Source organism: Bradyrhizobium sp. ISRA430, assembly GCF_029909975.1.
In the GTDB taxonomy this organism is placed as follows: Bacteria; Pseudomonadota; Alphaproteobacteria; order Rhizobiales; family Xanthobacteraceae; genus Bradyrhizobium.
On sequence record NZ_CP094516.1, the window covers coordinates 4,575,896 to 4,594,537 of the forward strand.

16 protein-coding genes and 1 other RNA gene are annotated in these 18,642 nt (G+C 65.5%); 10 read left to right on the forward strand and 7 right to left on the reverse strand.

All coding sequences use genetic code 11. The features are described from left to right. Nucleotides 1–125 precede the first annotated feature (125 nt). Nucleotides 126–1,085: an IS5 family transposase gene (locus MTX21_RS21860; protein ID WP_280964961.1), complete on the forward strand. Its 960-nt coding sequence runs from the start codon at nt 126–128 to the stop codon at nt 1,083–1,085. A gap of 272 nt (nt 1,086–1,357) precedes the next feature. Here the strand turns inward: MTX21_RS21860 and MTX21_RS21865 are convergent, their stop codons facing one another. The 5 genes from MTX21_RS21865 to MTX21_RS21885 all read right to left on the reverse strand — a co-directional run bounded on the left by MTX21_RS21865 (nt 1,358) and on the right by MTX21_RS21885 (nt 3,878). Continuing rightward, on the reverse strand, nt 1,358–2,182 hold the full coding sequence (locus MTX21_RS21865; protein WP_280966757.1) for a TIGR00282 family metallophosphoesterase: 825 nt from the start codon (nt 2,180–2,182) through the stop codon (nt 1,358–1,360). Beyond that, entirely contained in the window at nt 2,160–2,756 is a 597-nt protein-coding gene (locus tag MTX21_RS21870) for a 5-formyltetrahydrofolate cyclo-ligase (RefSeq protein WP_280966758.1), read from the reverse strand. Before MTX21_RS21870 ends, MTX21_RS21865 begins: the two co-directional genes overlap by 23 nt. A 201-nt stretch (nt 2,757–2,957) precedes the next feature. Continuing rightward, nucleotides 2,958–3,119: non-coding RNA, 6S RNA (gene ssrS / locus MTX21_RS21875), on the reverse strand. Nucleotides 3,120–3,177: 58 nt separating this feature from the next. Next, entirely contained in the window at nt 3,178–3,561 is a 384-nt protein-coding gene (locus tag MTX21_RS21880; RefSeq protein ID WP_279373040.1) for a cell division protein ZapA, read from the reverse strand. Then, on the reverse strand, nt 3,558–3,878 hold the full coding sequence (locus tag MTX21_RS21885) for a DUF4164 domain-containing protein (protein WP_027553872.1): 321 nt from the start codon (nt 3,876–3,878) through the stop codon (nt 3,558–3,560). Before MTX21_RS21885 ends, MTX21_RS21880 begins: the two co-directional genes overlap by 4 nt. A 289-nt stretch (nt 3,879–4,167) precedes the next feature. Here MTX21_RS21885 and tkt point away from each other — a divergent pair, with 289 nt between their 5' ends. The 9 genes from tkt (at nt 4,168) to MTX21_RS21930 (ending at nt 13,786) form a co-directional block, all read left to right on the forward strand. Beyond that, a complete protein-coding gene (gene tkt / locus MTX21_RS21890; RefSeq protein ID WP_280966759.1) occupies nt 4,168–6,153 on the forward strand; it encodes a transketolase in 1,986 nt (661 codons plus the stop codon). Between the two features lie 156 nt (nt 6,154–6,309). After that, nucleotides 6,310–7,317, forward strand: a complete 1,008-nt coding sequence (gene gap / locus MTX21_RS21895; RefSeq protein ID WP_280966760.1) for a type I glyceraldehyde-3-phosphate dehydrogenase — start codon at nt 6,310–6,312, stop codon at nt 7,315–7,317. A 10-nt stretch (nt 7,318–7,327) separates the two neighbouring features. Continuing rightward, nucleotides 7,328–7,465: a hypothetical protein gene (locus tag MTX21_RS21900; RefSeq protein WP_280966761.1), complete on the forward strand. Its 138-nt coding sequence runs from the start codon at nt 7,328–7,330 to the stop codon at nt 7,463–7,465. A 26-nt stretch (nt 7,466–7,491) separates the two neighbouring features. After that, on the forward strand, nt 7,492–8,685 hold the full coding sequence (locus tag MTX21_RS21905; protein WP_280966762.1) for a phosphoglycerate kinase: 1,194 nt from the start codon (nt 7,492–7,494) through the stop codon (nt 8,683–8,685). A 39-nt stretch (nt 8,686–8,724) separates the two neighbouring features. Next, nucleotides 8,725–9,792 carry a class II fructose-bisphosphate aldolase gene (fba, locus tag MTX21_RS21910; RefSeq protein WP_280966763.1) on the forward strand — a complete coding sequence of 356 codons (1,068 nt, stop codon included), beginning with the start codon at nt 8,725–8,727 and terminating at the stop codon, nt 9,790–9,792. 289 nt (nt 9,793–10,081) lie between these two features. After that, a complete protein-coding gene (locus MTX21_RS21915) occupies nt 10,082–11,107 on the forward strand; it encodes a class I fructose-bisphosphate aldolase (protein WP_280966764.1) in 1,026 nt (341 codons plus the stop codon). Nucleotides 11,108–11,109: 2 nt separating this feature from the next. Next, a complete protein-coding gene (locus MTX21_RS21920) occupies nt 11,110–11,784 on the forward strand; it encodes a thiamine phosphate synthase (protein ID WP_280966765.1) in 675 nt (224 codons plus the stop codon). A gap of 9 nt (nt 11,785–11,793) precedes the next feature. Beyond that, on the forward strand, nt 11,794–12,894 hold the full coding sequence (locus MTX21_RS21925) for a tetratricopeptide repeat protein (protein WP_280966766.1): 1,101 nt from the start codon (nt 11,794–11,796) through the stop codon (nt 12,892–12,894). 100 nt (nt 12,895–12,994) lie between these two features. Further along, nucleotides 12,995–13,786 carry an inositol monophosphatase family protein gene (locus MTX21_RS21930; protein WP_280966767.1) on the forward strand — a complete coding sequence of 264 codons (792 nt, stop codon included), beginning with the start codon at nt 12,995–12,997 and terminating at the stop codon, nt 13,784–13,786. Between the two features lie 131 nt (nt 13,787–13,917). On the opposite strand, the gene MTX21_RS21935 is transcribed toward MTX21_RS21930, so the two are convergent. Together MTX21_RS21935 and MTX21_RS21940 are read right to left on the reverse strand one after the other, a co-directional pair. Beyond that, entirely contained in the window at nt 13,918–17,067 is a 3,150-nt protein-coding gene (locus tag MTX21_RS21935) for a multidrug efflux RND transporter permease subunit (protein WP_280966768.1), read from the reverse strand. Nucleotides 17,068–17,073: 6 nt separating this feature from the next. Beyond that, complete coding sequence (locus MTX21_RS21940) at nt 17,074–18,270, reverse strand: efflux RND transporter periplasmic adaptor subunit (protein WP_280966769.1); 1,197 nt, start codon at nt 18,268–18,270, stop codon at nt 17,074–17,076. Nucleotides 18,271–18,642 lie beyond the last annotated feature (372 nt).

The following is an 18,642-nucleotide window of genomic DNA, read 5'->3' on the forward strand; positions in this document are numbered from 1 at the left end:
ATGGGAGGGAGCAGACGGCGGAGTAACCTCGCCGCAAACGCCGCTGCCCTCCCTTCTCCCCCTGCGGGCCTGTTGCGTAATCCCACGACTGTGATTCTGTAGGGCAGAGCCCTGGAGGACTGACGATGGCGGTGAAGCAGACGGGGCAGCCGAGTTTTATTGAGGCGTGGCTGCCGAAGGGAGCCGGTGCCAATGCGGCGCTGGATCGGTTGTCGAGCTTGGTCAAATGGTACCGGTTCGAGAAGCTGATGGCGCATTTGCGGGATGAAGGAAGCCCTGGCCGCCCGGGCTATCCGGTGCTGGTGCTGTTTCGCGCGCTGCTGTTGCAGTCGCTCTATGGTCTTTCGGAGCGCGAGCTCGAGGAGGCGCTGGGGGACCGCTTGTCGTTCAAGCGCTTCGTGGGTCTCAGTCTCGAAGATGCGACGCCTGATCACACGGTCCTGAACCGCTTCCGGAACCAGCTTGTTGAGCAAGGGCTGCTGGACAAGCTGTTTGGTGAGCTCGATCGTCAGCTTGAGAATGCTGGTGTCATCCTGAAGCGCGGCACGATGCTGGATGCGACATTGATCCAGGCGGTGTCAGCGCCTCCGACGCAAGAACAGCCGTCGAAGGATCCCGATGCCCGGTTTGCCAAGCGGCAAGGCAAAAGCGGCTCGACCTTCGGTTACAAGGCTCACATGGGTGTCGATGAGGGCTCCGGCCTGATCCGGTCGGTGCTGACCACGCCCGCCAATATCAACGACACGACGCCTGCGGACGATCTGATCCGCGGCGACGAAGCCGTGGTGTGGGCCGATGCCGCCTATGACACCCATGCCAGGCGGGCCCGGCTGAAAGCTGAAGGCAAAAAGCCCCGCATCGCACGTCGTCCCAACAGGCATCACCCGGAGCTGCCGCCGAGGCTCAAACGCTACAACCTTCTCATCGCCCGACGACGGGCAACGGTGGAGACCACCTTCGCCACCCTCAAACGCCGCATGCGACTGACCTGCATCCGTTATGTCGGTCTTGCCAAAGCAAGCGGGCAAGTCCTGCTCGCCTCCATCGCGTTCAACATGAGGAAATGGGCTGCGATCACAGCCTGAGCCGCCCGCCGAGGGCACCAGCCGACCCCTTCGTCGGCCCGCTACCCCGGCAACCAGCTTCTCCCCTGACCTGTCTCGGCCTCAAAAGCCAGTAGCGCAACAGGCCCCCTGTGGGAGAAGGTGGCGCGAAGCGCCGGATGAGGGGTTGCTTCCCGCGAGTTCGAATGCGAAAGAGTCAAGCGCGGAGAGAGACCCCTCACCCGGCTTCGCGTTCCGCGAAGCCACCCTCTCCCACAAGGGGAGAGGGTGCACTGAATGTGTGGCGCCGCTGTTCAGCTCAACCAGAACCGCGGTGTCGCCGGCTCCAGCCTTCCGCCTGCACGCACCGGCGCGATCCGCAGCGCGAGCCCCGTCGCATCATCCGTCTCCACCGCGACGCCGCTGAGCGTCGCTACGCCCGCGGCCGGCTCGAACCTGCTTGATGGAATGCCCGACGTGAAGCGCCGCAGCGGCTCTTCCTTCTGCATGCCGATGATGGAATCGTAATCGCCGGTCATGCCGGCGTCGGTCATGTAGGCGGTGCCGCCGGCGAGGATCTGGTGATCGGCGGTCGGCACATGCGTGTGCGTGCCGACGACGAGGCTGGCGCGGCCGTCGCAGAAGAAGCCGATGCCCTGCTTCTCGCTGGTCGCCTCGCAATGGAAGTCGACGACGATGGCATCGGCCGCAACGCCGAGCGGGCAGGCACCGAGCTCGCGCTCGAGCGCGGCGAAGGGATCGTCGAACGGGGTCATGAAGACACGGCCGAGCGCGTTGACGACGAGCGCGTGCTTGCCGTTCTTGGTCTCGACCAGGGCGGCGCCGCGGCCGGGCGTGCCGCGCGGGTAGTTCGCGGGCCGCACCAGGCGCTCCGCGCGCTCGATGAACACCAGCGCCTCGCGCTGGTCCCAGGAATGGTTGCCGAGCGTCACCGCGTCGGCACCCGCATCGAGCAGCTCCTGGTAGATCGCCTCGGTGATGCCGAAGCCGCCGGCGGAGTTCTCGCCGTTGACGACGACGAAATCGAGCGACCAATCCTTGACCATGCCGGGAAGATATTCGGCAACTGCCGTACGCCCGGCGCGGCCGACGACATCACCCACGAAGAGAATGCGCAACTTCAGGACTCCGGAAATCGAACACGTCGGTTTCCGTTAGCACATAATCCAGCGCGACGTCGTGTGATAGTGCCGGAACCGCCTCGATCTCCTGCGCGGCGAAGGCGAGCCCGATGCCGATGATGTGCTTGGTCTTGCGCAAATGCGCGAAGGTGAAGTCGTAATGCCCCGCGCCATAGCCGATGCGATGGCCGAGGCGGTCGAACGCGGCGAGCGGCGTCAACATGATGTCCGGGACGACCTCGGCGGCCGCGGGCGACGGCTCGGGAATGCCGAGCGGCCCGAGCATCAGCCGATCGTTCGGATACCAGATTCGGAAGATCAGCGCTTGGCCGCGCGCGGTGACGCAAGGAAGCGCGAGCCGCGCACCTTGCTCGGCGAGCTTCACCATCAGCGGCGCGGGGTCGATCTCGCTACGGATTGGCGAATAGCCGGAGATGATGCTTCCAGGTGGCGGCGTGAACGGCAGGCCGCGCTTGGCGAGCTTTGCAGCGGCTGTGATGCGCTTCTTCTCGCTGAGCGCGTCGCGCTTGGCGAGGGCCTTGGCACGCAGTTCGGCTTTGGAGTTGGTCATGCGCTGGGTCCCGATGTCATCACCCGCCTTGTGCGCACTTGCGCACTGGGGCGGGTGATCCAGTATTCCAGAGGCGGTGATGCTCACACTCGAACGCCGCGGCGTACTGGATGCCCCGCTTTCGCGGGGCATGACACTGTACCTAACCGCCGCAGCTAGACGCGCAAATCTCGACAGGCACGAACCAGAAGGAAGCAAAAGCGCGAGGCCGCGGACGCCGTTGAAGCACTCGATCCCGGAGTTCCCTACGAAAGTAGGTGGGCACCATATGTCCGGGCCCACGGGCCCGGCCAGGGACAGTTCCCTAAAGGATCGATAAGGCCCCGGGGATATTATGGCTCCTGACGCGCGTCGCAGCCTCGCATCCGCAATCTAACAACGATACTGACGAATCGCCAGCCCAAGGGCAGCGAGCCCCCAATTAGCCGATCGCGATCCCACCGCCGACGGTCCGGTTCAGGACCTGGGTCGACTTCTCGATACGTTCGGCCGCGGCATTCAGCGCATTGACCACCGCGGTCTGAGTCATCCGGGCGCGCTCGACGGCGGCGTTGCGGAAATCCCGCAGCTCGTTCAATTCCTGCTCCATGGTGCGGATGCGGTTGCCCGCATCGACCAGTTCATCGCAGGCGGTCAGCGCCGCCATCACGGTGAGCCGAGCATCGCCGATCTCGCCGAATTTTCCGCGCAGCGACTGGATGCGCGTTTCCAGACCTTCGGCAAGTTTCAACAGCCGCACCTCCTGGCCTTCCTCGCAGGCCATGCGATATTGCCGGCCGTTGATGGTGACGTTGATGTGGCTCATCCATCCTCTCCGGTATCGAGCACCGAACGTATCGTGACGATCGCGGAGTCCAGCTTCTCCGAGATCTCGCGATTGGTGCGCTCGAGCTTGCGCGCCTTCACCAGCGCGCCGTCGAGTTCATCGGCCAATCGCGAGCGATCGGCGCCGAGCGCCTGGATGCGCGTCGCAAGTTCGTTCTCGTCGCGATCGGCATCGCGCCGCCGTTCGACTGCGCTTTCGAGCGCATCGAGCGCTGCCATGAGTCTGCGGGTCGCGATCTCGATCTCGACAGCAGACGATTCCGTCATGGCGGAACTGTTTGACACGCGATCGTTCATGCAGTCAGCGGCGGAACCTTGTGGCCTTTGTCCCCGGGGCCTGCCGTCCGGCAAAAGACTCGGTTCGGCAAGCGGTTACAAGCAGAAATTTACGTGGCAGGGAAGCGATGCGCAACGCCGCTGCGAAACTATGCACCGATAAGCAACTTTTGCGGCCAAACGGGCGTTTGATTGCCTTGGACTCCCGGAACCGAGATGCTATCCCCACCCTCGATCCCAGAGGCCGCCAGGCTCTTCCCATGCGGCTCCATGCCACCGCCAAGCACTTCATTTCAGACGGATTTTCAATATGACGCAGGTCGACCACACCCGTATGGCCAACGCGATCCGCGGGCTCTCGATGGATGCTGTCGAGAAGGCGAAATCGGGCCATCCCGGCCTGCCTATGGGCGCCGCCGACATCGCCACGGTGCTGTTTACACAGTTCCTGAAGTTCGACGCCGCCGCGCCGAACTGGCCCGACCGCGACCGCTTCGTGCTGTCGGCCGGCCACGGCTCGATGCTGCTCTATTCGCTGCTCTATCTCACCGGCAATGCCGACATGACGCTGGACCAGCTCAGGTACTTCCGTCAGCTCGGCTCGCTGACGCCGGGGCACCCCGAAAACTTCCACACCAAGGGCATCGAGACCACCACCGGCCCGCTCGGCCAGGGCATCTCGACCGCCGTCGGCATGGCGCTGGCCGAGAAGATGCTGGCCGCCGAGTTCGGCAAGAAGATCGTCGACCACCACACCTTCGTGCTCGCCTCCGACGGCGACCTGATGGAAGGCGTGTCGCAGGAAGCGATCGCGATGGCGGGACACTGGAAGCTCAACAAGCTGATCGTGCTCTACGACGACAACGGCATCTCGATCGACGGCCCGACCTCGATCTCCGATTCCGTCGACCAGGTGAAGCGCTTCAAATCGGCAGGCTGGGCCGCCGAGAAGATCGACGGCCAGGACCAGGCCGCGATCGCCGCCGCCATCACGCGCGCGAAGAAATCGAACAAGCCGACGCTGATCGCCTGCCGCACCACCATCGGCTACGGCGCGCCGCATAAGGCCGGCACCGCGAAGGCGCATGGCGAGGCGCTCGGCGCCGACGAGCTCAAGGCCGCCAAGGAGAATCTCGGCATCTCGCTCGAGCCGTTCTCTGTGCCGGACGACGTGCTGAAGGCGTGGCGCGAAGCCGGCAGCCGTGGCGCTGCCGCGCGCCAGGAATGGGAAGGCCGGCTCGGTGAGCTCGGCAGCCGCAAGCGCGCCGAGTTCGAGCGCCGCTTGCGCCATGAGCGCCCCGCCTCGCTCGCGAAGGCGCTGCGGGCGCACAAGAAGGAGCTCTTGGAGAAGCCGCTGACGGCCGCGACCCGCAAGTCCTCGGAAGCGGCGATCGAGGCGATTGCCGCCGCGATGCCGATGGAGTTTGTGGCGGGCTCGGCCGACCTCACCGGCTCCAACAACAACAAGGCGAAGTCGGCGACCGCGTTCTCCGCCAAGACGCCAAAGGGCCGCTTCATCCATTACGGCATCCGCGAGCACGGCATGGCCGCGGCACTGAACGGCATCTTCCTGCACGGCGGCTTTGCGCCGAACGGGGCAACCTTCCTGGTGTTCACCGACTATGCGCGGCCTGCGATGCGCATTGCCGCGTTGATGGGCGCCGGCGTCGTCTACGTGATGACGCACGACTCGATCGGTCTCGGCGAGGACGGCCCGACGCACCAGCCGGTCGAGCATCTCGCCGCGCTGCGCGCCATGCCGAACATGCGCGTGTTCCGTCCCTGCGACGCCATCGAGGTCGCCGAGTGCTGGGAGCTTGCGCTCAACCGTATCGACGGCCCGACGGTGCTGGCGCTGACGCGGCAGAACCTGCCGCAACTCCGCACCACCGCGCCGAACGAAAATCCCTGCCAGCACGGCGCCTACGAGCTGGTCGCCGCCGAGGGCGAAGCCAAGGCGACCCTGTTCGCCTCGGGCTCCGAGGTCGAGATCGCGGTTGCAGCCCAGAAGCAGCTCGCCGAACGAGGCATCCCGTCGCGGGTGGTCTCGGTACCCTCACTCGAGCTGTTGTTAGCGCAACCAGAGGCCAAGCGGGCGGCGATCATCGGCAATGCACCGGTCAAGGTCGCGATCGAGGCCGCGGTGCGCTGGGGCTGGGATGCCGTGATCGGCCAGGATGGCGAATTCGTCGGCATGCATTCCTTCGGCGCGAGCGCGCCGGCGAAGGACCTTTTCAAGCACTTCGGCATTACTGCCGAGGCTGCGGTTAACGCTGTGCTGAAGCGCGTTTCCTGAGAGTTGAGCTTGCCCTGAAAAAGGACTACGTAACTTCTCATATGATCACGCACCGCCCGGCCGAACCGGGCGTCCGCCCTAAAAAACCCTCGCCGGCGCGCTACGCGCGTCGCGCGGGATGACAAACGTCATTGAACGGTCATAAGGAGACGAAACATGGCAGTCCGCGTCGGAATCAACGGTTTTGGCCGTATCGGCCGCAACGTCCTGCGGGCTATCGCCGAGTCCGGCCGCAAGGATATCGAGGTCGTCGGCATCAACGATCTCGGCCCGGTCGAGACCAATGCCCACCTGCTCCGCTTCGACTCAGTCCATGGCCGTTTCCCCGGCACCGTCACCGTCGAGGGTGACTCGATCAACGTCGGTGGCCACAAGATCAAGGTGACCGCCGAGCGCGATCCCTCGAAGCTGCCCTGGAAGGATCTCGGCGTCGACATCGCGCTGGAATGCACCGGCATCTTCACCTCGAAGGACAAGGCCTCCGCGCATCTGACCGCTGGCGCCAAGCGCGTGCTGGTCTCCGCGCCCGCCGACGGCGCCGACGCCACCATCGTCTACGGCGTCAACCACGACACGCTGACCAAGGATCACCTGGTCGTCTCGAACGGCTCCTGCACCACCAACTGCCTTGCGCCGGTCGCCAAGGTGCTGAACGACCTCGTCGGCATCGAGACCGGCTTCATGACCACGATCCACGCCTACACCGGCGACCAGCCGACGCTGGACACGCTGCACAAGGATCTCTACCGCGGCCGCGCCGCGGCGATGTCGATGATCCCGACGTCGACCGGTGCTGCGAAGGCGATCGGCCTCGTGCTCCCCGAACTCAAGGGCAAGCTCGACGGCGTCGCGATCCGCGTGCCGACCCCGAACGTCTCGGTCGTCGACCTCAAGATCGTCGCCAAGCGCGCGACCGACGCCAAGGAAGTCAACGCGGCGATGAAGCGCGCGTCCGAGCAGCAGCTCAAGGGCATTCTCGGCTACACCACGGCGCCGAACGTCTCGATCGACTTCAACCATGATCCGCACTCCTCGACCTTCCACGAGGACCAGACCAAGGTGCAGAACGGCACGCTGGTGCGCGTGATGTCCTGGTACGACAACGAGTGGGGCTTCTCGAACCGCATGGCGGACACCGCCGTTGCGATGAGCAAGGTGCTGTAACGGAGGCGCAATGCTTCCGCACTGGATCGGCATCCCCGGCGCCATCGTGCTGATCGCGTTGATCGCATACGGTGTGCGCCAGGGGATGAAGATCACGACCCGGCAGGAAGGTGATCCGCCACAGCACCAGCCGCCGGGCCCGAATTAGCCCCGAAGTAAGCGAGTGATCAGGACATGGCCAGCTTCCGCACTCTCGACGACGTCGACGTGAAGGGCAAGCGCGTACTGCTGCGCGTCGATCTCAACGTGCCCATGGAGAACGGGCGCGTTACCGATGCAACGCGGCTCGAGCGCGTCGCGCCGACCATCACGGAGCTCTCGGACAAGGGCGGCAAGGTCATCCTGCTCGCGCATTTCGGCCGGCCGAAGGGACGCGACGCCAAGGAGTCGCTCAAGCCCGTCGCCGAGGCGCTGTCGCAGGTCGTGAAGAAGCCCGTCGCCTTCGCCGACGACTGCATCGGCGAGCCCGCGGCCACCGCCGTGGCGGCGCTGAAGGACGGCGACATCCTGTGCCTGGAAAACACCCGCTTCCACAAGGAAGAGGAAAAGAACGATCCTGCCTTCGTCGCAGAGCTCGCCAAGCTCGGCGACATCTGGGTCAACGACGCGTTCTCGGCGGCGCATCGCGCCCACGCCTCGACCGAAGGCCTCGGTCACAAGCTGCCGGCCCATGCCGGCCGCACCATGCAGGCCGAGCTCGAGGCGCTGGAGAAGGCGTTGGAAGCTCCCACCAAGCCGGTCATCGCGATCATCGGCGGCGCCAAGGTGTCGACCAAGATCGACCTGCTCGAAAACCTCGTCAACAAGGTCGACGCGCTCGTGATCGGCGGCGGCATGGCCAACACCTTCCTGCACGCGCAGGGCGTCGCAGTCGGCAAATCGCTGGCCGAGAAGGATCTCGCCGCCACCGCTCTACGCATCGTGGAGAAGGCTTCAGCGGCGAACTGCGCCATCATCCTTCCGGTCGATGCCACTGTCGCCTACCACTTCGCGGCCAATGCGCCGTCCCACGCCTACGGCCTCGACGCGATTCCGGCCGACGGCATGATCCTCGACGTCGGCCCGCAATCGATTGCGCGCATCCATGCCGCCATCGACGATGCCGCGACACTGGTCTGGAACGGACCGCTGGGTGCCTTCGAGCTGCAACCGTTCGACCGCGGCACCGTTGCGGCGGCCAAGCACGCCGCCGAGCGCACCAAGGACAAGAAGCTGATCTCGATCGCAGGCGGCGGCGACACCGTCGCGGCGTTAAACCAGGCCGGCGTGGGCGCCGATTTCACCTACGTCTCGACGGCCGGTGGCGCATTTCTTGAATGGATGGAAGGCAAGCCCCTGCCCGGCGTCGAAGTTCTGCGCGTCAAGTAATCTATCGGCCGGACAGGCCCAAACGGGAGAAAAGGACAGATGGCTCGGATCACGTTACGTCAATTGCTCGACCACGCGGCGGAGAACGATTACGGCGTACCGGCCTTCAACATCAACAACATGGAGCAGGCGCTGGCGATCATGGACGCGGCCAACCAGGTCGACGCGCCCGTCATCATCCAGGCCTCGCGCGGTGCGCGCTCCTACGCCAACGATGTCATGCTCAAGCACATGATGGACGCGGTGACCGAGATCTATCCGCACATCCCGGTCTGCGTGCATCTCGACCACGGCAACGAGCCCGCGACCTGCATGACCGCGATCCAGGCCGGCTTCACCTCCGTGATGATGGACGGCTCGCTGAAGGTCGACGGCAAGACCCCCGGCGACTGGGGCTATAATGTCGGCGTCACCAAGACCGTGACCGACATGGCCCATCTCGGCGGCATCTCGGTCGAGGGCGAGCTCGGCGTACTCGGCTCGCTCGAGACCGGCATGGGCGACAAGGAAGACGGCCACGGCGCCGAAGGCAAGCTGTCGCACGACCAGCTCCTGACCAATCCGGACGAGGCCGTGAAGTTCGTCAAGGAGACCAAGGTCGACGCGCTCGCGATCGCGATGGGCACCTCGCACGGCGCCTACAAGTTCACCCGCAAGCCGGACGGCGACATCCTCGCCATGAACGTGATCGAGGAGATCCACCGCAAGCTGCCGAACACGCACCTCGTCATGCACGGCTCCTCGTCCGTGCCGCAGGACCTCCAGGACATCATCAACGCGCATGGCGGCAAGATGAAGCCGACCTGGGGCGTGCCGGTGTCGGAGATCCAGCGCGGCATTAAGAACGGCGTGCGCAAGATCAACATCGACACCGACAACCGCATGGCCATGACCGGCCAGATCCGGAAAGTGCTCAAGGACCATCCGGAAGAGTTCGATCCGCGCAAGTACCTGAAGCCCGCCATGGAGGCGATGACCAAGTTGTGCAAGCAACGGCTCCAGGAGTTCAACACCGCGGGCCAGGCCTCCAAGATCAAGAAGGTCCTGACCACCGCCGAGATGGCCAAGCGCTACGCCAAGGGCGAGCTCGACCCGAAGGTGGCGTGATCTATCCCTCCCTCTCCCCGCTCTTCGCGGGGAGAGGGTTGGGGTGAGGGGCTGCCTCAACGTTCACGGTAGCAGGACGAATTCGCGGAGAGCCCCCCTCACCCGGAATCCGCGCTTTCAGCGCGCATTCCGACCTCTCCCCGCAAGCGGGGCGAGGTAAAGGCCCAGCCGGCCCAACGCCTACCCCAGCCGATGCCCCTTTACCCTGCGACGAACGTTAACTCGGCAATTGCCCGAGAACGGTCTATTTTCGCAGGCAAGGGCAGAATCGTTTTGGGAGGACCTCTCGATGAATCTGACTGAGCTCAACAGGATCGCGACCGCCATGGTCGCTCCCGGCAAGGGAATCCTTGCCGCCGACGAATCTTCCGGCACCATCAAGAAGCGTTTTGACGCGATCGGCGTGGAATCGACCGAAGCCAACCGCCGTGACTATCGCGAGATGCTGTTCCGGTCGAAGGAGGCCATGAGCCAGTACATCTCCGGCGTCATCCTGTTCGACGAGACGATCTGGCAGGACGCCAAGGACGGCACGCCGCTGATCAAGCTGATCGAGGAGAGCGGCGCCATTCCCGGCATCAAGGTCGATGAGGGCACGCAAGCCCTGCCGATGTGCCCGGGCGAACTCGTCACGGTCGGGCTCGACAAGCTCGCCGAGCGCTTGAAGAAATATCATGAGCGCGGCGCGCGCTTCGCCAAATGGCGCGCGGTGATCGATATCGGCAGCGGCATCCCCTCGATGACGGCGATCCGCGTCAACGCGCATGCGCTGGCGCGGTATGCCGCGCTGTGCCAAGCCACGCAGATCGTGCCGATCGTCGAGCCGGAAGTGCTGATGGACGGCGATCATGACATCGACCGCTGCTTTGAGGTGACCCAGCGCGTGCTCAACAAGACGTTCCAGGAATTGCGCGTGCAGCGCGTCGCGCTCGAAGGCATGGTGCTCAAGCCCAACATGGCGATATCAGGCAAGAAGTGCGCAAAGCAGGCCTCCGTGGAGGAGGTCGCGGAGAAGACGGTGCGGCTCCTGAAGTCCTGCGTGCCGGCGGCGGTGCCCGGCATCGCCTTCCTTTCCGGCGGCCAGTCGGACGAGGAAGCGACCGCGCATCTCAACGCGATGCACAAGCTCGGTCCGCTACCGTGGGGACTGACCTTCTCCTACGGCCGCGCATTGCAGGCCGCGCCGCAGAAGGCCTGGTCGGGCAAGGCCGAGAACGTCGCAGCCGGGCAACGTGCCTTCAGCCATCGCGCGCGGATGAACGGCCTTGCCGCGAAGGGCGAATGGACGAGCAGCCTGGAAAAGAAGGCGGCCTAGACTTGTCGGACAAATCGCCTCCGCCGCGCCCGGCGCCGCGCCTCTATCTCGCGACGCCGATCGTCGATGATCCCGCCTCGCTCCTCGCCGAGTTGCCTGGCCTGCTCGCATCCGCGGATGTCGCAGCCGTCCTGCTGCGGCTGAAACAGACCGACCAGCGCACCATGATCTCGCGGATCAAGGCCTTCGCACCGGTCGTGCAGAACACGGGCGCCGCGCTGCTCATCGACGGCCACAGCGAACTGGTCGCGCGCGGCGGCGCCGATGGTGCGCACCTCTCCGGCATCGCCGCGCTGGAAGAGGCGGTGCCCTCGCTCAAGCCCGATCGCATCGCCGGCGTCGGCGGGCTCACCACGCGGCACGATTCCATGAGTGCGGGCGAGATGGGCGCGGACTATGTGCTGTTCGGCGAGCCGGATGCAGAGGGCCAGCGGCCGTCGGCCCAGGCCATCGCCGAGCGGCTGGACTGGTGGGCGGAGCTGTTCGAGCCGCCCTGCGTCGGCTTTGCCACTTCGCTCTCGGAAGCCCACGACTTCGCCGGCAGCGGCGCCGATTTCGTGCTGGTCGGCGATCTCATCTGGGGCGATCCACGCGGGCCTAAGGCCGCGCTGGTCGAGGTCGACGCCGCCATCAAGAAAGCCTATGCGGCTCCCCCCGCGCGCCAGGGGCACGGCTAGCGGCAGACCATGAAGCTCTCTCGCATCACCTTCTTGGCCACGCTGGCTCTGACAGCGCCCGCGGCCGCGCAACTCCAGATCACTCCGCCGGCGGCAACTCCGAGCGCGCCCTCCGCAAAACCCAACGAAAAGCCCAAAGAAGCGCCCAAAGAAACGCCAAAGACGAAGCCGCACACGATCACAAAGAAGAAGGACGCCACGCCGTCGCCAAAGCCGTCGGCATCGCCGAGCCCGCCGCCCGCCGCCACCGTGATCCCCGCACCCCCGACCGACAATTCCAATGTCGATCTGGTGTTCGGCGCTTATCAGCGCGGCCAATACAAGACGGCCTTCGATCTCGCCACCAGCCGCGCCCAGGCCGGCGATCCCAAGGCGATGACCATGCTGGGCGAGCTCTATGCCAATGCTATGGGCATCAAGCGCGACTACGCCAAGGCGGTGGAATGGTACAAACGCGCCTCGGATGCCGGCGACCGCGAGGCGATGTTCGCACTGGCGATGATGCGCATTGCCGGTCGTGGCGGACCGGTCGACAAGAGCGAGGCGGTCAAGCTGATGGCGTCCGCCGCCAAGCTCGGCGAGCCGAAGGCCGCCTACAATCTCGCGCTGCTTTATCTCGACGGGCAGACGCTGCCGCAGGACGTCAAGCGCTCCGCCGAGCTGCTCCGCCAGGCGGCCGATGCCGGCCTGCCCGAGGCGCAATACGCGCTCGCGACCTTCTACAAGGAAGGCACCGGCGTACCGAAGGACCCCGACAAGGCGGTGCGGCTCTTACAGGCGGCCTCGCTCGCCGACAATGTCGATGCCGAGGTCGAATACGCGATTGCCATGTTCAACGGCACCGGCACGCCGAAGAACCAGCCGGCCGCCGTCGCGTTGCTCCGCAAGGCGGCGCGCCAGAACAGCGCCATCGCGCAGAACCGGCTGGCCTGGGTGCTGATCAACGGCATGGGCACGCCGGTGGACAAGGTCGAGGGGTTCAAATGGCACATCGTCGCCAAGACCGCCGGCAAGGGCGATCCGGAGCTCGACAAGCAATTGGCCGATTTACCGGCCGACGACCGGGCCAAGGCCGAGGCCGCCGCCAAGAAATGGCTCGGGACCAAATGACTTGACGCAATGACTTGACGCAAAGCCCCTCGCAGGGCACCCAATCCCCTCAAATGGGCGCGGTTCCGCGCCGTCTCTCCCCCGATCAAGACCAGAGCTCATGCTGTATTCCGCCACTATCAATGTCATGGTCAAGGCAGCGCGTCGCGCCGGCCGCAGCCTCAAGCGCGATCTCGGCGAGATCGAGCATCTCCAGGTCTCGCTGAAGGGTCCCGCGAATTTCGTCTCGCTCGCCGACAAGCGCGCGGAAGAGATCCTCTACCAGGACCTCGCCAAGGCCCGGCCCGGCTACGGCTTCATCGGCGAAGAGGGCGGCACCCGTGAGGGCACCGACAAGAGCCACACCTGGATCGTCGATCCCCTGGACGGCACCACCAACTTCCTGCACGGCATCCCGCAATTCGCCATCTCGATCGGGCTCGCGCGCGAAGGTACTGTCATCGCGGGCGTGATCTACAATCCCGCCAACGACGAGCTCTACATCGCCGAGCGCGGCAAGGGCGCCTTCCTCAACGACCAGCGCCTGCGCGTCGCCGGCCGCCGCCAGCTCAACGAATGCGTGGTGGCCTGCGGCCTGCCCCATATCGGCCGCGGCGACCACGAGGAATTCCGCCGCGAGATGACCGCGATCCAGAACCGCGTCGCAGGCCTGCGTCGCTTCGGCGCCGCCTCGCTCGACCTCGCCTTCGTCGCCGCCGGCCGCCTCGACGGCTACTGGGAGCGCAACCTCTCCCCGTGGGACATCGCCGCCGGCCAGATCATGGTCAAGGAAGCAGGCGGCACCGTGAGCGACATCGAAACGCCGGGCGATGCGCTGACAACCGGCCACGTCGTGTGCGGCAACGAGTTCGTGCACGGCGAGCTGGTGAAGATCTTGCGGAAGGCGGCTTAGGGCGAAGGCCGCGCCGCGTACTGTCATCACCCGCGAAAGCGGGTGATCCAGTATTCCAGAGACGGCGCAGCTAGGATCGAGAAGCCGCGGCGTACTGGATGCCCCGCCTTCGCGGGGCACGACAGTATGCGTTATGGCTTCACCGGTGCCGGCGGTCCATACACTTCCGCCTTCGCCGCTTTCGGCTCCCGGTCCCCTGCGAGCACGCGCTGCACGGAGACGAAGAACACCGGCACCATCAAGAGCGCGAGGATGACCACCGCGATCATGCCGCCCATCACGACGGTGCCGAGCGATTGCTGGCTGGCACCGCCGGCGCCGTGGGCGATCGCCATCGGCAGCACGCCGCAGATGAAGGCAAGGCCGGTCATCAGGATCGGGCGGAAGCGCAGGCGGCAGGCCTCGATGGTGGCTTCCAGCAGCGGCTTGCCTTCCTTGCGCAGGTCCTTGGCGAACTCGATGATCAGGATCGCGTCCTTGGCGGCAAGGCCGATGATGGTGATCAGGCCGACGGTGAAATAGACGTCGTTCGGCAGGCCGCGCAGCATCGCCGCGATCACCGCGCCGGTGACACCGAGCGGCACGGTGAGCAGCACCGCGAGCGGAATGGTCCAGCTCTCGTAGAGCGCGGCCAGACACAGGAACACCACGAACACCGACAGCGCCAGCAGGAACGGCGCCTGCGAGCCCGACAGCTTCTCCTGCAGCGACTGTCCGGTCCATTCATAGCCGAAGCCGCGCGGCAGCCTGCCCGCAAGCTTCTCCATCTCGGCGATCGCATCGCCCGAGGTGAAGCCGGGCTTCGCCTCGCCGGAGATGCGCACGGCCGGATAGTAGTTGAAGCCGGCGATCTGGGTCGGACCGCGCGCCCATTCGACGGTTGCGAAGGACGAGAACGGCACGAGCTGGCCGCGGCTGTTCTTGACGTTGTAGTTGAGGATGTCCTCGGTCCTCATGCGGTCGCGGCTGTCGGCCTGGACCACGACGCGCTGCATGCGGCCGCGGTTCGGGAAGTCGTTGATGTAGTTCGAGCCGAGATTGGTCGAGATCGTGTTGTTGATGTCCTCGAACGTCACGCCGAAGGCGCCGGCCTTCTCGCGGTCGATCACGAGATTGACGACGCCCGCCTCGGGCAGGCCCTCGATATAGACCTTCTGCAGCACCGGGCTCGCATTGGCGTCCGCGATGAGCTGGTCGGCGGCGCGCATCAGGGCCGAATAGCCCTTCTGGCCGCGGTCCTGAAGGCGGAACGAGAAGCCCGAGGAGTTGCCGAGATTGTCGATCGGCGGCGGCTGCAGCGCCGAGATTTTTGCATCGCGGATCGAGGACAGGTCGCGGTTGATGTCCGAGACGATCGCGGCTGCCGAATCCTTCGGCCCGCGCTCCGACCAGTCCTTCAGCGTGATGAAGGCCTGCGCCGTGTTCATGCCCTGGCCGGAGAAGCTGAAGCCGGTGAGGAAGGTGACATCCTTCACGCCTGGCCGCTGCGCCAGATATTTCTCGACCTTCTCGATCACGGCCTCGGTGCGGGCATAGGACGAATCCGACGGCGTCTGCACGTCGGTGGTGACAAAGCCCTGGTCGTCGACGGGCAGGAAGCCGCCGGGCAGGTTGATGAAGGCCCAGGATAGGCCGACCAGTAGTGCCGCATAGACCAGCATCAGCCGGCCCGTGCGCTTGAGCGAGAAGGCGACGGTGCGGGAATAGCCCTCCTTGCCGCCTTCGAGCATGCGGTTGAACCAGCCGAACACGCCCTTCCGCGCGTGGCCATGGCCGGCCGCAACGGGCTTGAGCAACGTCGCGCACAGCGCCGGCGTCAGCGACAGCGCGAGGAAGGCGGAGAAGCCGATCGCGGCGACCATGGTGACGGAGAACTGGCGGTAGATGATGCCGACCGAGCCCGGGAAGAACGCCATCGGCACGAACACCGCCATCAGCACCAGCGTGATGCCGATGATGGCGCCGGTGATCTGCGACATCGCCTTGCGTGTCGCCTCCTTCGGCGGCAGGCCTTCCTCGGCCATGATACGCTCGACGTTCTCTACGACGACGATGGCGTCGTCGACGAGGATGCCGACCGCGAGCACCATGCCGAACATCGAGAGCATGTTGATGGAGTAGCCGGCAAGCAGCAGCGTGGTACAGGCGCCCAGGAGCGCCACCGGCACCACGATAGTCGGGATGATGGTGTAGCGGATGTTCTGGAGAAACAGGAACATCACCACGAACACCAGCACCACGGCTTCGACCAGCGTCGTCAGCACCTTCTTGATCGAGGCCTCGACCACGGGCGTGATGTTGTAGGGGATCTCGTAGCTGATATTGGCCGGGAAGAAGCGCGACAGCTCCTTCATCTTCTCTTCGACCGCGCTCGCGGTCGCGAGCGCATTGCCGGTCGGCGACAGCAGCACCGAAAGACCCGCGGTCGGCTTGCCGTTCAGCCGCGTATTGAACTGGTAGCTGAGGCCGCCGACCTCGACGCGCGCGACGTCGCGCAGGCGCACGGTCGAGCCATCGGGATTGGCGCGCAAGATGATGGCGCCGAATTCATCGGGCGAGGAGAGCTGGCCCTTGACCAGCACCAGCGAGGACGTGCGCTGGTTCGCGGTCGACGGCTCGGCGCCGATGCTGCCCGAGGCGACCTGCGCGTTCTGCGCCGCGATCGCCTTGTTGACGTCGTCGGCCGTCAGCCCATAGCCGACGAGCTTGGCCGGATCGACCCAGACGCGAAGCGACCGCTCCGTCGAATAAAGCGTGGCGCGGCCGACGCCGGGGATGCGGCGGATCTCGCCGAGCACGTTGCGGATCATGAAGTCGCCGAGCCCGACTTCATCCAGGCTGCCGTCGGTCGAGTTCAGCGTGATGATCTGAAGCACTGCGCTCGAGGCTTCCTCGATCAGAATGCCTTGCTGGATCACCGCACGCGGCAGGCGCGCCTCGACGCGCTTGATGCGGTTCTGCACCTCGACCGAGGCCGCGCCGGTGTCGGTGCCCGGCACGAAATTGGCAATGATCTCGACCTGGCCGAGCGAGTCGCTGGTGGATTCGAAATTGAGGATGCCGGAGGCGCCGTTGAGCTCCTCCTCGATCAGGCGCGTAACGCTGTTGTAGAGGTTTTCCGGCGAGGCGCCCGGGTAGCTCGTCGAGATCGAGATCGAGGGCGGCGCGATGATCGGATATTGCGCGATCGGCAGCAGCGGGATCGCGATCGCGCCGATCAGACAGATGAATAGCGCGACGACCCAGGCGAAGATCGGCCTGTCGATGAAGAAGCTCGGCATGGCGCGTTACCGCGTGACCTGCTGCGCGTGCCGGTTGTCCGCGGTCGCATCCGCTTCCGACCAGGATTGCGGCTTGACCTTGTCGCCGGCCGCGAACTTCTGGAAACCTTCGACCACGACCTTGTCGCCGGCCTTCAGCCCGTCGGTGACGAACCAGATGCCGTCCTGCACCGAACCGGTGCGCACCGCCTGCACCGCGATGCGATTGTCGTCCTTGACGACGAACACCTCGCTGCCGCCGCCGCCATTGCGCTGAATCGCCTGCTGCGGCACCGCGATCGCGTCGGAGTCGAGACCCTGGTCGATGCGCACGCGGACATACATGCCCGGCAAGAGCTCGCGCTTGGGATTGCGGAACTCGCCGCGCAGGGTCACCTGCCCGGTATGGGCGTCGACCTTGGCATCGGAGAAAAGCAGCTTGCCGTCGAGCGAATAAAGGGTGTTGTCGTCGAGCACGAGGCGCACCTTGGCGGCATCGGCGGCGATGCGCTCGAGGTCGCCGCTCTCGAAGGCGCGGCGGAGCTGGTTGAGCTCGGTCACCGACTGGGTGAAGTCGGCATAGATCGGATCAAGCTGCTGGATGGTGGCGAGATTGGTCTCGTTCTGGACCGCGAGCGCGCCCTCGCTGACCAGGGCCGCGCCGACCACGCCGTCGATCGGCGCGCGCACGGTGGCGTAGTCCAGATTGAGTTTTGCGCGCGCGAGCTCGGCCTTGCGGCCCTCGACCTCGGCATGGGCCTGGCGCTCGGCCGCAACCGCCTTCTCATTCTCGGCTTCGGGGGCAGCGCGCTGGCTCGTGAGCGTGGCAATGCGGCGCGCCTGCTGCTGCGCCTGCATCAAGGCCGCCTCGGCCTTGGCGAGCGCCGCTTCGTTGGCCATCACCTCGACCTCGAACGGGCGCGGATCGATCCGGTAGAGCGGATCACCCGCCTTCACCTCGCTGCCCTGACGGAACAGGCGCTCGACCACGATGCCGGAGACGCGAGGCCGCACTTCGGAGACGCGCGTCGGCGCGATGCGGCCGGGCAGTTCGCGCACCACGGCGCGCGGCTGCGGCTTGACGACGACGATGCTGACATCGGGGTCGGCGGGCTGGGTGGCGGAGGAGATGGCTGAGCTGGATTCGTCGCAACCTGCAAGCAGCGGCGCGAGGGCCGCGAGCATCAATGCAACGCATGCCGATCGCGCACGAAGTCCTGACATGGAGAGAAGTGCCCCGAAGTTGTTGATACTGAATCACGCTCCGCGCGAGCCCGTTCTGGGCAATTCCGCGCGGTTGATGCCGTCAAAATAGAATGGACGTGCTGCGACGCAACGCATGATCCGGGCGGCTCAATGTCACACGGCCTATCGTGCTGAGTTCAGGCCGCTTTTCTGGATTCACCGGATTGTGAGTCGGGTTCCATCGCTGCGCGCTGCGACAGAACATCGCAATAATTCGGCTGCCATCGTCCGATCGTGGCCGACGCGCCGCTGAGGAAATGCTGCGCGATCGAAGTGCGGTTTCGGCCTTGGGTTCCCTGCCTGCCCGAATTCGGCGATCGGGCGCTTTTTTTGGGCTCGCGCTGTGCCATA